The 16,341-nt window shown below is 61.5% G+C and carries 11 protein-coding genes; 5 read left to right on the top strand and 6 right to left on the bottom strand.

Features of this window, described 5'->3' with window-relative positions; all coding sequences use genetic code 11:
• The first annotated feature begins 119 nt into the window (after positions 1-119).
• Positions 120-4,658 (top strand): PEP-CTERM sorting domain-containing protein, encoded by a 4,539-nt coding sequence (locus VGY55_08300; protein HEV2969977.1) that lies wholly within the window; start codon positions 120-122, stop codon positions 4,656-4,658.
• A gap of 184 nt (positions 4,659-4,842) precedes the next feature.
• Here the strand turns inward: VGY55_08300 and VGY55_08295 are convergent, their stop codons facing one another.
• Both VGY55_08295 and VGY55_08290 read right to left on the bottom strand, forming a co-directional pair.
• A complete protein-coding gene (locus VGY55_08295) occupies positions 4,843-6,747 on the bottom strand; it encodes an NADPH-dependent assimilatory sulfite reductase hemoprotein subunit (protein HEV2969976.1) in 1,905 nt (634 codons plus the stop codon).
• Between the two features lie 220 nt (positions 6,748-6,967).
• Positions 6,968-8,374 carry a hypothetical protein gene (locus tag VGY55_08290; GenBank protein HEV2969975.1) on the bottom strand — a complete coding sequence of 469 codons (1,407 nt, stop codon included), beginning with the start codon at positions 8,372-8,374 and terminating at the stop codon, positions 6,968-6,970.
• A gap of 411 nt (positions 8,375-8,785) precedes the next feature.
• Here VGY55_08290 and VGY55_08285 point away from each other — a divergent pair, with 411 nt between their 5' ends.
• The 4 genes from VGY55_08285 to VGY55_08270 all read left to right on the top strand — a co-directional run bounded on the left by VGY55_08285 (position 8,786) and on the right by VGY55_08270 (position 14,339).
• Entirely contained in the window at positions 8,786-9,334 is a 549-nt protein-coding gene (locus VGY55_08285) for a DUF4416 family protein (protein HEV2969974.1), read from the top strand.
• Complete coding sequence (locus VGY55_08280; protein HEV2969973.1) at positions 9,331-10,500, top strand: MraY family glycosyltransferase; 1,170 nt, start codon at positions 9,331-9,333, stop codon at positions 10,498-10,500. Before VGY55_08285 ends, VGY55_08280 begins: the two co-directional genes overlap by 4 nt.
• A 119-nt stretch (positions 10,501-10,619) precedes the next feature.
• Positions 10,620-12,914: an O-antigen ligase family protein gene (locus VGY55_08275; GenBank protein ID HEV2969972.1), complete on the top strand. Its 2,295-nt coding sequence runs from the start codon at positions 10,620-10,622 to the stop codon at positions 12,912-12,914.
• 150 nt (positions 12,915-13,064) lie between these two features.
• Positions 13,065-14,339, top strand: a complete 1,275-nt coding sequence (locus tag VGY55_08270) for a rhamnogalacturonan acetylesterase (protein ID HEV2969971.1) — start codon at positions 13,065-13,067, stop codon at positions 14,337-14,339.
• 79 nt (positions 14,340-14,418) lie between these two features.
• On the opposite strand, the gene VGY55_08265 is transcribed toward VGY55_08270, so the two are convergent.
• From VGY55_08265 to VGY55_08250, 4 genes are all read right to left on the bottom strand, one after another.
• Positions 14,419-14,880, bottom strand: a complete 462-nt coding sequence (locus VGY55_08265) for a hypothetical protein (protein HEV2969970.1) — start codon at positions 14,878-14,880, stop codon at positions 14,419-14,421.
• Positions 14,881-14,960: 80 nt separating this feature from the next.
• The gene (locus tag VGY55_08260; GenBank protein HEV2969969.1) at positions 14,961-15,161 is read right to left on the bottom strand and encodes a type II toxin-antitoxin system prevent-host-death family antitoxin; all 201 of its coding nucleotides are present in this window, start codon (positions 15,159-15,161) and stop codon (positions 14,961-14,963) included.
• A 175-nt stretch (positions 15,162-15,336) separates the two neighbouring features.
• Entirely contained in the window at positions 15,337-16,083 is a 747-nt protein-coding gene (locus VGY55_08255) for an amino acid ABC transporter ATP-binding protein (GenBank protein ID HEV2969968.1), read from the bottom strand.
• A gap of 69 nt (positions 16,084-16,152) precedes the next feature.
• Positions 16,153-16,341 (bottom strand): GxxExxY protein (locus VGY55_08250; protein ID HEV2969967.1); only part of this gene is annotated, 189 nt, incomplete at its 5' end.

Genomic DNA, 16,341 nt, shown 5'->3' with positions numbered 1-16,341 from the left:
AGGGAATCCGCAAATTCACTTGACAAGAAGGGGGGAATAACTAGCCTAGGCCGTAGGTCATGCCCCGGATCAGAGTTTGCTGAATCGAATTCTTCATCGTCTGCTTGAGGAGATCGCACGTGAATTGCACCTCATGGATCGCTACCAACCGTCGCGTCTTGGAATCGTCGAGCGGGATAGAGGCCAATGGGAGATTCTTACCGCTGTTGCTCACCGCACTGCTCGGATTGCTGCTCAGTCTTCCCAGCCTCGCCAGCGCTGCCGCAATCAATGACACCTGGAATGGCGGCAACGGGCCATGGAACGTGGCTGGGAATTGGGACAGCGGCATCCCCAACAACGGCGGGGGAAACACCTACAACGTGTTCATCGACGGCGGCAAGGCAGACAATGCGGTGGTCACGATCAGCGGGATCGCTCCGACGATCAGCAATTTGACCGTGGATTCCGGCGAGTCGTTGACGATTGCCAACAACAATTCCCTCGCGATCGTCGGCGGTGCCGGGGCTGGATCCATCAGCGATTCCGGCACGATCAACATCGGTTCGACCGCTAACTTTACCGACCTCGTCCTCGGCGGCGCCAGCAGCAGCACCATCACCCTGAGCGGCGGTGGCACGCTCTCTTTATCTAACAATGCCGCCAACCGGATCTATGGGATTTCAACGGATGCGGGTGTTGGACTGACCAATAGTTCTGGCAACACGATCCAGGGCTCCGGCCAGCTCGGAATCGGCGCCAACAACGCATTTGCACTGACCAATAACGGGATGATCATGGCGAACCAGAGCGTCGCCCTGAACGTGATTCCCGGACTTGGGACCACCAACACTGGCACCCTGGAAGCCACCAGCAGCGGAACGCTAAACCTGTTCGGCGCCTTCGCCAACACCAACGGGACCATCCTGGCGACCGGGACCGGCTCGGTGGTGAACTTAGGAACCAACAACAGCACCATCAACGGGGGCATGCTTACCACGGCAGCCGGTGGGGCTATTGACAACAACGGAACCGCCACGCTCAACGGCATCACGATCAGCAGCGGAAGCACGGTCACCGCCCTGAACAACACTTCGACGACGCTCCAGGGAACGATCACGATCGGCAGCACCGCGACCCTGGCGGTGAATTCGACCGTTAATTTTACGGACCTCATTCTCAATGGTGCCGACAGCACGATCACCCTGAGCGGCGGCGGCACGCTCTCGCTTTCCAATAGCGTCGCCAACCGGATTTATGGGAACTCGGCGGGTGTCGGATTGACCAACAGCCTTGGAAATACGATCCAGGGCTCCGGCCAGCTCGGAATCGGCAGCAGCAACGCATTTGCGCTGACTAATAACGGCGCGGTTCTGGCGAACCAGAGCGTCGCCCTGACCGTCAATCCCGGAAATGGGACAACCAACACCGGCACGTTGGAGGCCGCCAGCGGCGGCACGCTAAACCTCGTCGGCACATACACGAACTCCGGAGCGACCATCCTGGCCACTGGAAACAGCTCCGTCGTGAACCTGAATGGCAGCACGATCAACGGCGGCACGCTCACTACTGCAAGCGGAGGCGCCATCGACAACAACGGCTCCGCCACGCTCAACGGCGTCACGATCAGCAATGGCAGCACGGTCACACTCTTGAATAGCTCGGCCACGACGCTTCAGGGAACCATCGCCATCAACGGCAGCGCTACCTTGGCGCAAACTTCCACCGCTAACCTGACCGACCTGATTCTCAGCGGCACAAACAGCACGATCATTCTGAGCGGCGGCGGCACGCTTTCGCTATCGAACAACTTCAGTAACCGAATCTTCGGAATCTCGTCGGGCGTTGGTCTAACCAACAGTTCCGGCAACACGATCCAGGGCTCGGGCCAGATCGGGATCAACAGCGGCGGCAACGTCTTTACACTGACCAATAACGGCATGATCGACGCCAACCAGTCCACGGCGCTGCAAATTGCTCCGACCAACACAGTGATCAACACTGGCACCCTCGAAGCCACCGCCGGCGGCACGCTCAACCTGATCGGCACGTTCACCAATTCCAGCGGGGTTATTCAAGCGACGGGCGCTGGCTCGGCGGTAAACCTAGGGGGCAGCACCATCAACGGAGGCACGCTCACTTCCGCCAGCGGCGGGGCCGTCGACAATAACGGAACCGCCACGCTTAACGGGGTCACGATCAGCGGCGGAAGCACCGTCACCGCCCTGAACAACACGAACACGACGCTCCAGGGGACCATCACGATCAGCAGCAATGCAAACTTGGCGCAGAATTCGGCCGGCAACAACACTGACCTGCTTGTCAGCGGCGCTGTGACCTTGACAGGGGGAGGCACGCTCTCGCTGTCCAATAACTCCGCCAACCGCGTTTACGGTTTTGGTTCGGATTCGCTGACCAACGATGCCGGCAACACGATCCACGGCGACGGACAGTTCGGCCTCGGCGCCGGCGGCAACGCATTTACGCTGACCAATAAGGGAACGATCGACGCCAACTTGAGCGTACCCGTAAATGTTTCGCTGACCATCAATCCCGGAAACGGAACCACCAATGCGGGCACCCTGGAGGCCACCAACGGCGCCACGCTCAACTTAATCGGCACGTACGCTAACAGCGGTGGCATTATCCAAGCGACAGGGACCAACTCGATTGTGAATCTTAATGGCGGCACGATCAACGGTGGGATGCTCACCACGACAGGCGGCGGGGCCATCGACAACAACGGCTCCGCCACGCTCAACGGCGTCACGATCAGCAATGGCAGTACGGTCACTGCCCTGAACAACACCGCCACGACGCTCCAGGGAACCATCACAATCAACAGTACCGCGACCTTGGCGCAGAATTCGACCGGTGCCACGACCGACCTCGTACTCAGCGGCGCCAACAGCACCACCACCTTGGCCGGCGGCGGCACGTTCGCGCTATCCAACAGTTTCAACAACCGAATCTATGGAACCTCCGCGGGCGTCGGGCTGACCAACAATGCGGGCAACATAATCCAGGGATCCGGCCAGATCGGGATCAACAGCGGCAGTAATGCCTTTACGCTGACCAATAACGGGACGATTGACGCCAACCAGTCCGCGGCGCTGCAGATCGCCCCGACGAACGCCGCGATCAACACGGGCACGCTTGAAGCCACGAGCGGCGGCACGCTCAACCTGATCGGGACGTACACCAACAGCGGTGGCGTCATCCAAGCGACAGGAGCCAACTCGGTAGTCAACCTGGCCGGCAGCACCATCACCGGCGGGACGCTCACCACGACAGGCGGCGGTGCCATCGACAATAACGGAACCGCCACGCTGGGCGGCGTCACAATCAGCAGCGGAAGCACGGTCACCGCCCTGAACGGCACGACCACGACGCTTCAGGGGACCATCACGCTCAGCAGCAATGCAAACTTGGCGCAGAATTCGGCAGGCAGCACCACCGACCTGCTTGTCAGCGGGGCTGTGACCTTGGCAGGAGGAGGCACGTTCTCTTTGTCCAACAACTCTGGCAACCGCGTTTACGGTTCCGGATCGGATTTTCTGACCAACAATGCCACAATCCAGGGCTCCGGCCAGATCGGAATCAATAGCGGCAGCACGAACGCCTTTACGCTGACCAATAACGGCACGATCGACGCCAACCAGTCCGCGGCGCTGCAGATTGCCCCGAGCAATACCGTGGTCAACACCGGCACGCTGGAGGCCACCAACGGCGCCACGCTCAACTTGATAGGCACATACACCAATACCGGCGGCGTAATCCAAGCGACTGGATTCGGCTCGATAGTGAACCTGGCAGGCAGCACCGTCAACGGCGGAACGCTCACCACCCCAACCGGCGGCGTCATCGACAACAATGGAACTGCCACGCTCAGTAGTGTGACGATCAGCGACGGAACTCTAGGCGGGAGCGGCGCCACTACGATCAGCGGCCTTAGTCTCACCGGAAAATTCACAAAGCAGGATTCCGGCACGGCGACGATCTCCGGCTCGCAGAATATCAGTTCCGGAACGTCGCTGAACATCAACGGCGGCACGGTGAAGTTCAGTATCACGTCCGGCGTGGTCACCGTCGGCACTGGAGTCAACGCGAAAATCGCGGCCGGAGCAACTCTCGAGTTGGCCGGGTCCGTTTCGGCCCTGGCTTCCGGTTCCGGTCGGGCGAACATCAGCAACGGCAGCTCAGCGCCGGGAATCCTCGTCTCCGGCACCAATCAAGTCGTCGGTGGCATTGACGGCTTAGGCAACGTTCAAGTGAACGCGGGCAGCGATCTCACGGCCAATCACATCGTCGAAAACGCATTGGTGATCGGCGGCACATCGACGAGCCACGGCCGCGTCACGATCGACGCCTCCGACGCCAGCGGCAATCCGCTGGCCCAAACCGGCTTCGCCCTAGCCGGTCCTTTGCAGAGCGACGTTTCATTTGCCACAGGCACGTCAAGCGCCTGGAACGCCCTCGAGACCAGTGAATTGCTGGTTGGCAGTGGAGGTATATTTCTTGCGAGCGCCGACTCGGCGGGAAGCGCGTCGGCAGTGCCCGAGCCAAGTTCCGTTGTTTTGTGCTTGCTCGGCTTGGCTGGCATCGCCGTGTTTTCAAGTCGGCTGGGTGGCGCTGGCCACACCGCGCCTCACGCTGGTGCTGATTGGGCCGCTAGTTGATCGGCTGGGTGGCACTGGGCAGCGCAGTCGGCAAGTGCCGAAGCGCGAGTTGGCGTGAATCTCGACCGTCGTTTGTCGCGCAAAGACCAGTCCCCATGATCGGTACTTGTCGAACGGCTAGCCGGCACTGGCCGACGTTGCTGGCCAGTGCCACACCCCGCATTGGCCGGTGCCACACACCGCCTCACGCTGGCGTCGACTGGATCGCAAGTTGATCGGTCCAGGCCCTTAGGTCTTCCGCTCCTTTGCGGCGGCAGAAATCGCCGAAAGTTTCGCCGTTGTCGCGGGCGGCCTTGAAGTAGACGAACAGTGGCACGAGCGTCGGCACGACTTCCGCCGCGGGCACCATGTCCTTGTAGATGAAATTGAGCCGATCGCCGAGCAAGCGGCCGCCGACGAAGACGGTGTATTTGTCCGCCGCACGCCCGACCAGCCCAATATCGCTGTTGTAAGGCCGAGCACAGCCGTTCGGGCAGCCGGTCATGCGGAGCGTGAACACGTCGCTCGAAAGGCCGAGCTTGGCCAGCTCCACTTCGAGCTGATCGATCATGCCGGGCAGCGCTCGCTCCGCCTCGGTGATCGCGAGCCCGCACGTGGGCCAGGCGACGCACGCCATCGACCAGCGGCGGACGTTCGAGATCTCGTGCGACAATTTCACGCGGTGCCGCCGCAAAATCTCCTCGAAGTCGCTGCGGTCCTGCGGCAAAACGTCGGTGAACAGCAGGCTCTGATGGGCGGTCAGGCGGACGCCGGGGCGGTAGCCGCCGCAAATCTCGCGGAGGGCCGACTTGAGACGATGGCCTTCGGCGTCTTCCATGTCTTGGATGCGGCCGTTTTCGACGTTCAGCCCATAGAACCAGCGGCCGTCTCCTTGCTCGTGCCAGCCGAGATGGTCATCGAATCCATGCACGTCGTCGGGATGCGGATCGGGAAGCTTCTGGCCGTAATACTCTTCGACCTTGGCCCTGAATTGCTCAAGGCCCCAACTGTGGATCAGATACTTGAGCCTGGCGACTTTGCGATCCGAGCGGCTGCCGAAATCGCGCTGGACCTTGATCACCTCAGTAGCCACGTCGACGACTTGATCTGGCCGCACGAACGCCATCCGCTTGGCCACCGCCGGGAAGGTCTTCGTCGCGCTGGGGACGACGCCCATCCCGCCGCCGACGAGCACGTTGTAGCCAATGATCTGGAAGTTTTCGCAGATGGCGAGCAGCCCCAGATCGTTGGCATAGATATCGATGCAATTGTCGCCGGGCAGTCCGATCCCGATCTTGAACTTTCGCGGAAGGTAGGTGGGACCGTAAATCGGCTCGACATCTGACGGGCCGCTGCCGTTGGCGGCATGGTCGCTCGGTGGAACCGCGCCGCCTAAGGACGGAACTCCAACGCCATTTCCGCCGCCGTGCGCGCCGCTACTGCCGACGAGCTGATCTTCGCCTGTCTCCGGATCGCGCAACCAGATTTCGTGATAGGCGCGCGTCCGTGGAGCAAGATGGGCGGCAAGGTGATCGGCCAGCCGCTGCATTTCGTCGTGAACCGGATCGTTTCGATGCGGGGCGGGGCAGCACATCACATTGCGCTTGACGTCGCCGCAGGCGGCCAGGGTCGAGAGTTTGACCTCGTTGATCCTGTGGATCGTCTTGTGCAGATCGTGCTTGAGAATGCCGTGAAGCTGCAGCCCCTGGCGGCTGGTGATTCGGAGCGTGCCGTTGCCGAGTTCGTCGGCCAGGTCCATTTCGGCGAGCAATTGGTCGCTCGTGAGCTTCCCGCCAGGGACCGCCGAGCGGACCATGAACATGTACGACTTGACGCTCTTCCCGCCACCTTCGCGCGCAGTGCGAGCTTCTCGGTCGTCCTGCTGATAGGTGCCGTGATGCTTAAGTAGTTGAGAGTTTCCCTTGCTGAACGAGGTGTTGCCATCCGTCAGCTCTTCGCGAATCGTGCCGCGAAGATAATTGCTCTCGATCTTGACCGTCTCGACCGCGCTCGGCTTCTTAGTTGGGTCTGGCAGCGGCGCGGGTGGCCAACGACGCTCGTGCCAAATGACTTCAGCGGGGCTCGGCTTCTTATCTGATTCGTCTGCCATCGCGTGAAAGGTTTTGGGGAGAACTCCGGCCGAGAAACTCGCTCAACCGCGGTTACGATGCGGATCAAATGGTTAGTATTATTACAACCATTATCACGATTGGCTATATGGCGGTCAACTGGCGAGGCCGCGACCGACGCTAGCCCGGAGCGCAAGCGAGGAGCAGTTGATCAGCCTCTCGCTGGCGCTTCGGGCTAGTGTGCTCGGCGAACCGTTCTGACTAGCGATAGAAGCCGCTGCCGCCCGAGGCAGAGCCGCCGACGGTCGCGCCGGAGTTGCTCGGGGGCGCGCCGTTAAATCCGCCGGCGGTGTAGACACTGCCGCTGGCCGCTGGGCCAGCATTCGTGCTATCGCTGTAGCCGCTCGGGGCCGAGGAAGCCGCGCCGCCGACAGAAGCGTTTGAGCTATAGGCGCTGCTCGCCGGGGCAGTTGCAGCAGCCGGTCCGGGCGAGGCGGATTCGTAATTGGTCGGCTGCACATCGCTGCCGCCAGACTGAGCGATCGAGCGAACTGGATTCGCGCCGTTCGGTTGATAATCGCTCGTGCCGCCCGGCCGATAGCTGCCAGCCGGCGGAGCGCCGCTCGATCCTGAATTGCCAGATGGAGCGCTATAGGCACCAGAGGGCTGACTGTAACCATTGCTCGTCGACGCGTTGCCACTGCCATAGGCACTCGAGCCAGCGCCGTAATCCGCGCCATTCGAGATGGCGCCGTTGTTGCCTGCCGGAGCGCTCTGATAGCCGCTGTTGCCGGTCCAGTTCGAGGAGTTGCTTGCCGCGGGGACCGCGGCCGGGTCGCTGCGGCTGGCCATACGATCGCCGGCCGGAGCCGAAACGCCGAAGCGGCCGCTGCTGTTATCGCCGTACGCCGACGCGCCGCCAGATGAATAGATCGAGCTGCTCGGGGCCGCGCCGCTTGCATAGCCGGAAGCCGGTGCGGCCGCGCTGGCGCTATAAGCCGAATTGCCATAAGCGGAGGCGCTAGTGCCTGAAGGCTGCGCGCTGTTCGCGCCATAATAGCCGCTTTGCGGCTGGGTCGCGTAGCTGCCGCTCGGCGCGCTTGCGCCCGCGCTAGGCGCTGCGGCGTATCCACCGCTCGCGTAACCGGGGCTGGTTGTCGGATAGCCGGTGCTCGGATAGCTGGCCGGCGGATACGTTGCCGAGGGGGCGGCGTAGGCCGTCGGAGTCGCCGCGCCGGTTGCAGGAGCGCCGTTCCACGAGTTGGCTCCATAGGAATTTGCCGATGCCGCGCTGCCCGCGGGGGCGCCGGCCGGTCCTGCATAAGCGCCGTTCGCTGGGTAGCTGCCGCTATTGGCGTAGGGCGAAGCGGCCGGATAGACGGTCGAAGTCGATGGCGAATACGGACTGGCCGCCGGGTAGCCCGTGCCGCCGTACGACGGATAGGCTGACGATGGAGTGCCGGGCGTCGCGCCGGCCGTCGGCAAAGTCGGGCTCTTCGGGGCCAACGGAGCGGAAGTCAGGCCGGGAGTCGGATCCTTGTGGCCCCACTTCCACCAACTGGTGCTCGTGCTGGAGCCGGCGCCGGGATTCGAGCTAGTCGACGTGCATCCGGCAATCGCGAAGATTGCCAGTGCGGCAAGCGAGCCAAAGACTTTGAGCCGTTGCATGGCAGCATCCTTTTCTGCCCAGAGGAGTTGCATGCGACCCGGGGGCGGCGTCCGTGCCGCCCCCGTTAGGGTCGCAGAACCTCTTCCCTGAGGGTCATGTTCAATTAGGACGGGATTGGGTTTTGACGAGTCGTCGATCCTCGGCCGCCTCAACGATCCGGCGATCGCCGTTGCCGCTGGCTCGACCGAGCCGGGCGGCAATTACTCTCAAGATTCTTCGGTCGTTCGGCGCCGTAATATGCAAATAAACTGAAAAGTTTGCGTAGTCCGAGCGACCGTAATCCCCACAATGGGCTGGGCGAGGATTATAGAAATGCTCGCCGATCGGTCAACGTCAGTATTTTGCGATTTGGTTTCTGCTACTCTGTCCCATAGCAAGCAAGACAATTTCCCCTCCGCCGCGACGCTGATATGGGTGAAACTCGCCTCCATTCGCCGGTGCTCACCGTGCTAGCGGCGTTCAGCCGTTACGATGCGGCCTTGGATTGTGCGCGGCGGCGAGCTAGCGAGGCTTGGGGACCGATCGCGCTGGATAGCCCGCGGTTCCCTTTCGGCGAAACCGATTACTATGCTCTGACGATGGGAACGGAGTTGAAAAAGTGCTTCTGGATGTTCAGCGAACTGCGCGATCCCGAGGAGTTGATCGAATGGAAAATCGCCACGAACGCCTGGGAAGTTGAATACGCTCGCGAGGCCGGCCATCCAGAGCCGCGGCCGCTCAATCTCGACCCCGGCTATCTCACCTCGGCCAAGCTGGTGCTCGCCTCGACGAAGGACCACGCCCATCGCATCTATCTCGGCCGAGGAATCTTTGCCGAGGTCACTCTCTTCTACAAAGATGGCCGCTGGCAGCATCGGGATTGGACGTTTCCCGACTATCGCCGCGCCGATTATCAACAGTTCTTCAGCGAGGCGCGGCAACTTTTCCGCGCTCGCCAGCGCGAGGGACGGACGACGTGAGCCGACTTCAGTTGGCGATTCTGATCGGCGGGACTGTGTTGCCCAGCTTGTTGGTGAGCTGCCTGGCGGCGCACGTCATTCGCCGCCGAGCCGCCGCTTGGGGGCTGGTCGATAAACCGGCGGCGCGGAAAATTCACGCCGAACCGACTCCGCTCGGTGGCGGGTTGGCAATCTGGCTTGGCGTCGTCCTGCCGTTCGCGATGGGACAACTCGCGCTCTGGATCTGGCACAACCGCGCGGAATCCAGTTCCGCTGGTCTGGTCGATGGGTCGCTCGTGGATTTCATTCGTCCGCACTTGCCCGGCCTTTGGGCGCAGGCGTCGGACCTTTGGTTGCTGCTCGGACTGGCGACGGTATTGATGCTGCTTGGCTTGGCCGACGATCGGCGCGGATTGGACTGGCGGCTGCGACTGGTAGTGCAAGTGGCGGTCGCGGCGGCGGTGGTCTTCGGCCGCGGCTGGAAGCTGGCCATCTTCGGCAGTTGGCCTTGGATCGCCGGCGGCATCAGTTTGATTTGGATCGTCGGGCTGGTGAATTCGTTCAACATGCTCGACAACATGGACGGGCTTTCGGCGGGCGTCGGCACGATCGCCGCCGCGATGCTGGCCGCGGTGATGCTGATGGTTCCCGATCCGCAAACGCACCAGCCGCACCTGTTCGTCGCCGGTTTTCTGCTGGTGCTCGTCGGGGCGCTGTTGGGGTTCCTGTGGCACAATCGTCCGCCGGCACGGATCTTCATGGGAGATGCAGGTAGCTATTTCCTCGGTTTCTCGCTGGCCACAATCGCGATGGTTGCGACCTACGCCGGCGGCGATTTGCCGCGACATGCGATTCTCGCCCCGATCTGCGTTCTGGCCGTGCCGCTTTATGATCTCTGTACCGTGATCTGGATTCGGCTCCGGCAAGGGCGCAGTCCGTTCGAGGCCGATAAGAATCATTTTTCGCACCGCCTCGTCGAACTTGGACTGTCAAAAACGCAAGCCGTACTGACAATCTACCTGCTCACCGCCACCTGCGGCCTTGGAGCGCTCTTGCTTCACGAAGTGGATCTGACCGGAGCGGTGCTGATCGTTCTGCTCATCGGATGCGTATTGTTGTTGATTGGGATATTGGAAACGGCGGCGCGGAGACGGGGCGAGCGGAACGACGCGACGCGCAAGCGGTAGCCGACCTTCGCTTGCGGTTTAGCCGCGACCCTCGCCACTTCCCACTTGGAGCGACCATGTCGCGGCGGAAGAAGAAAGACGAACATCCTGGGCCGACGCGCGCAGTAGCGAAGACTAGAGTGGCAGTGGCATCACAGCGTGCCAAAGGCGAAGAGCGACCCGATCAATTGCGCCCCTGGCTGTTGACCGGGGCGACTGCGCTCTTGGTTGCGCGGCCGCTGGTAGTGAGCGACGGAGGGCCATGGCCGGGTGACGGACAGCCGTTCGCGGCGCTGTGGATTGTGTTGGCCGTGCTGTGGGCGCTCGGCGCGCTGGGACGACCGCGGCTTGCGGTGCGATTCACTTGGATCGATGCCGTGGTCGTGGCGTTCTTCGCTTGGTGGGCGTGGTGTGCATGGCTAGGCTCCCAGAACGGCGCGCCGCGACCTTCATTTAACCGGCTCTGGGAGGGCGTGAGCACGCTGATGGCGTTCTTCCTGCTGCGGCAGTTGGCCCCCATCGGGCGCGAGGCGCGGGCGCTCGTGGTTGTGATGATCGCGCTTGGGATGTTGCTGGCGAGTTCGGCGTTTCATCAGTATTTCGTGACGATGCCGGAAGACCGCGCTGAGTTTACCGCCCATCCGGAGACGATGCTCCAGCAGGCAGGCATCGAACCAATGGCGCCCGAATCGGCCGAGTTCAAGGCATTCAAAGCTCGCCTGGAAAGCCGCGAGCCGTTCGCCACCTTCTCGCTCACCAATTCGCTGGCGGCGTACCTGGCTCCGTGGTTGATTCTGACGCTGGGAGTCGCCGTCAGCGGAATCGCTAGAAAACCGCCGGGGACTGTCCCCTTTTTTGGAGTCCTCGGAAAAAAAGGGGACTGTCCCCCTTTCCGCAGGCGGTTTTCGGATCGGCTCACGGAGAAACGTGTGTGGTTGGCTGCGGCAGTTTGCGCCGTTCCGATCACCGGAGCACTCCTGCTGACGCGCAGCCGCAGCGCGTGGATCGCCGCTGCGGTTGGGGCGGGGTTCGTTTGTGTTGCGCCCACAGCGACGTCCGCGAATGCGCGGCGCACTCGTTGGATGCTCGTCGCTGGAATTGCCGCACTGTCGCTGGCTTGCATTGGCGGGCTGGCGATCTGGCGGCCTGACATCGTTGAGCCGGCGTTCCGATCGTTTCGCTTCCGTCTGGAATACTGGCAATCGACGCTGGGCATGATTCGCGATCATCCGCTCGTGGGCTGCGGCCCAGGAAACTTCGGAGAGTATTACGAATTCTACAAACTCCCGATCGCCAGCGAAGAGATCAAGGATCCGCATAACTTCCTGTTCGAAGTGGCGGCCAACGCGGGTCTGCCGGCGCTGATCCTGCTCTTGGCGAGCCTCGCCGGGTTTGCATGGCGCATTTCTCCCCTCTCCCCTTGCGGGAGAGGGGCCGGAGGTGAGGGGTCCGAACCTACCAATGCTCGGAGTTTTGGTGAATTCCGCTACGAAGGAGACGCGATTTCGTGGATTCTCGGCGGCGCGGCGCTCGGCGTTGTGCTTGGGATGGCACTCAACCATGTTCTCGGATTTCCGATTCGTCTGGAAGAGATGATCGCCGGTGTGCTATTCGGCGGCGTGGCCGTCGCCATTTTCCGTAGTTGGATTCAGGATGGAATCCTGCCGCCGTCGCTGTTGGCGATCGGCGTGGCCGTGCTGCTAGTGGCGCTCTTGGCGGTCGGTGGAATGACATTCGGGGGCGTTGCGGGAACCTTGTGGCTGCTCATGGCGCTCGCGCTCAACGCAACCGATCCGCCCGGCGCGCGACACAATCTTCCCTGGTTCGCGTCGCTTGCGTTCTTTGCCGGCACGGCGGCGCTGACCGTCGCGCAGCATCAAACAGGATATGAACCGGTAATGGATTGCGACACGGCGCTGAGAGCCGCCGGCAGTGCAAAGACCGCCGAAGAGTTGGAAAAGCAACTCCGAATCGCAACCGCCGCCGATCCCTGGGCCATTGAGCCGTGCCGCCTCCTGTCGCGCCTGAAACTGCAACAATGGACGCAGAGCGGCCCGCCGGCCGAGCGCGACCGCACGAGGCTCAACGACTTCGAAACGTTCGTCAAACATTGGCTCGGCCTCAATAGGCGCTCAAGCGCCGCCTGGCTCGAAACCGGCCTGGAATGGCTGCAAGTCTATAAGGACGTCCCGAACCAACAAGTCTACGCTCGCAAAGCGATCGAATCTCTTCAAAGGGCCGCCGAGCTATATCCCAACAGCGCCTACATCCATGCCCAACTCGCCGCGGCGCTCGAAGCGACCGGCAATCGTGACAAAGCTCAAGCCGCCGCCCGCGACGCGCTCCGCCTCGACGACCTGATGCTGCATGAAGACAAGAAGCTCGCGACCGACCTCCGTTCCCAAACCCAGCGGCTCGCCTCCGGCAACAAGTAGGTCAGTGCCTCTGGCCTGACCGTCCCCGCCTTCCGCTCGACATCACGACGCGTTAGCATTTCCACATGTCCGAATACCGCCCCTATTTGACCAACTCCCATGCCCTCATCTGCCACTATCATTCGGAGCCTCGCAATCCTGATTGGGCCTTTGTTCGTTTCTGTCGCACTTGCCGAAGCCCCGCAGCCGACGAAGCTCCGGTTTCAATTCGGCGCCGGCAATTCCGCGCCAGGGTACATTCGCGTGCCGGCCGATGCGGCATACGACAAGCAGCGCGGCTATGGTTTTGAAGGGGAGGCCAAGATCGAATCCGTCGATTGCGGCGGCAGCGATCCGCTGCGCTCCGGTTTCTGCACGAGCGACAAGCCGTTTTTCTTTTCCGTCGATCTGCCCGAAGGCAACTACAAAGTGACCGTGACGCTTGGCGACGCTCGGCACAAATCGACGACCGCGGTCAAGGCCGAACTCCGCCGGTTGATGTTGGAGAACATTCATACGGCCGCCGGACAATTTGCGACCAGGCAATTCGTCGTCAACATCCGCACGCCGAGGATCGCCGGCGGCGGACAAGTCGCGTTGAAGAAGCCGCGCGAAACGACCGACGAGGCCTGGGCGTGGGACCAGCGGCTCACGCTGGAGTTCAATGGATCGCGTCCTTGCCTCTGCGCGCTGGAGATCGAGAAGGCCGACGTGCCAACGGTCTTCATCCTCGGCGATTCGACCGTGTGCGATCAGTCGAGGGAGCCTTACGCAAGCTGGGGCCAGATGCTGCCGCGGTTCTTCATGCCCGACGTGGCCGTGGCCAATCATGCCGAGTCGGGCGAATCGCTCCGCTCTTCGACGGGCGCCCGCCGGCTGGCGAAAGTTCTCGGCGACATGCGGCCGGGCGACTATCTCTTGATCCAATATGGCCACAACGACATGAAGGCCAGCGAACCCGACGCCTCGAAGAGTTACAAGGCCACGCTCAAGCAATGGGTCCGGCAGGTGCGAGAGAAGGGCGGGATCCCGGTGCTCATCACGCCGATGCACCGCTATCAGTTCGAGGGCAACACAATCGTCAATACGCTTCGCGATTATCCCCAGATGGTGCGCGAAGCAGCCCAAGAGGAAAACGCCGCGCTCATCGACCTGAACGCCATGAGCAAGACGCTATATGAAGCGCTTGGCCCCAAAGCCGCGATCCTGGCCTTCAAGCACGACTCGGACGACGATCCGAAATTCGATCATACGCATCACAGCCCGTACGGCGCGTATGAATTGGCCAAGTGCGTCGTCGCGGGAATCCGCGCGGCGAAGCTTGATCTAGCCAAGCATCTCGCGGACGATGTGCCCCCCTTTGACTCCGCCCAACCCGATCCGATCGCGGAATTCAAGGTGCCCCCAAGCCCCGGATTCGCTCGCCAGCGGCCGCTGGGCGACTGAGATGCGTACCGATAGCCGCTGGGGACTGCCATCCTCTCCGCACATGGTTCTCAACCAAGACAATGATTCACCGTCGCTCTTAGTTACTCCTTTTCGTTACTCCAACGTGTCCCGGTCCGTAGCGGAGTTCTTTGCCAAGCCAGTCCACTTCGCGCCAGCGAAGTTTCTTGGCCGACACCCATGTAAACTCATCGTTATTCAGTTTCGCGCGTGTCCAGTCATCTACTGGGGACCAAAAAATGTCGCCATCTCGGACGATGAGTGTTGCGGCGAGGATAATGGAGTCGTAGTTTTCCGGTGCGGGAACGAGGTTGAATCGAGTGACATACTCAAAAATAAGTTCGATCGCCGATGGGTTCGTGAACTGGCGCTGAAATAAGACTCGCAGATGATTATCCGACACGCACCTCATACGTAGTTCGGGAGTAACCCAGTGGCCGGTCCAGAGGTGCGCCTCTCGGATGCACGAGTCATGGAACCCCCCGAAAACGCCCATTAGCGCATCAGCATCGGCCTGTGACTTGATCTCTTTCCAGTCCATTTTGTCGTCTTTCCAGATAGAACCAGAGCCAGACATGCGTGTCGAGAAGAATCCTCACGGCATATAGCCTTTGAAATCCTTCAGATGCTCGTCATCATCCGCCACGCAACGATCTTGCCGCGGCCGCGCCCGAACAACGGGGTAGGTTTTTCGGCCGACGCCGCCACTAACTTTGCCACGGGTCGAGCGTCTCGCGTTATAACGACTTCCTCGCCCGCGACAAGATGCTCGATCAATTCCGGCAGTTTCGATTGCGCCTCTTCAATTGTCACTGTGGACATAGCTCGTCCTTCCCTTTGAGCTGACCGCGAATCGCCAATGGTTCGGCGTTATCTTTTCGTCGTCATCCATTTTACCCTAAAAGCGTTCAGCCGAGTGAATTGCACCTGCGGTAATTGCGAACAAAGGGCGGTAGCCGCGAGTTCCTCGCCAGTTGCCCTGTGGACAACGGCTTTTTCAAGGTCCGCTCTGTTCGCGGACGAATTCTGCCGTGGCCTTTTCGCGCGGGTTTTCAAAGATTTGCTGCGGCGGGCCGGATTCGAGCACCTGGCCGTCTTGGAACACGTGTACCCGGTGGGCGGCGCGGCGGGCGAAGTTCATTGCGTGGGTGACGACCACCATCGTCTGCCCGCTCGAGGCCAAATCGGCGAGCACGGCCAGCACCTCGGCCGTCATTCGCGGATCGAGCGCGCTGGTTGGTTCGTCGAATAGGATTGCCCGCGGCTGCATCGCCAGCGCCCGCGCGATCGCCACGCGCTGTTGCTGACCGCCGGAGAGCCGCTCGGGGCGCTCGTTCAGTTTGTCCGCCAGCCCGACGCGATCGAGGATCGCTTTCGCGCGCGAGATCGCTTCATCGCGCGAGAGCTTGAGCACGCGTTGCGGCGCTTCGGTCACATTTTGCAGCACCGTTAAGTGCGGGAACAGGTTGAATTGCTGAAAGACCATCCCGACTTCGCGGCGAACGAGTTGCAAGCGGGCGAGGGTCTGCCGGTCCTGCTCGCCGGGTGCAAGCCGATGCTCGCCGACCCGCACCTCACCGGCCTCGAATTTCTCCAGCCCGTTCAAGCAGCGCAGAAACGTGCTCTTCCCGCCGCCGGAGGGCCCGACGATCACCGCCACTTCCCCTTCCGCCACGGCGAGCGAAATCCCGCGCAACACCTCCAACTTCCCATGCCGCTTATGCAAGTCGATGGTCTCAATCATGGCTGGCAGCTTACTACGAAGAGTTTTTATGAGGAAGCCAGGAAGGCAGGAGAGGGAGGGGAGAGGCGTTTAGGATTGGCGGGTGATTACGCGCTTCATCTCTAGTTTCAGTTTTCCGAAATTGAGTAGTAGGCCGTGGTCCTTTCCGAATGCCTTCAAATAAGAGCGTGCAATGGCAAAATGGATGTCGTCGAAATCTTTGACCACTTTCACTTCGACAATGATTGTTTCCTCGACCACCAAGTCCAACTTGTGGAG

This window comes from Pirellulales bacterium (assembly GCA_035939775.1).
Taxonomy (GTDB): Bacteria; Planctomycetota; Planctomycetia; order Pirellulales; family DATAWG01; genus DASZFO01.
This window is presented reverse-complemented; position numbering and strand designations above follow the sequence as displayed.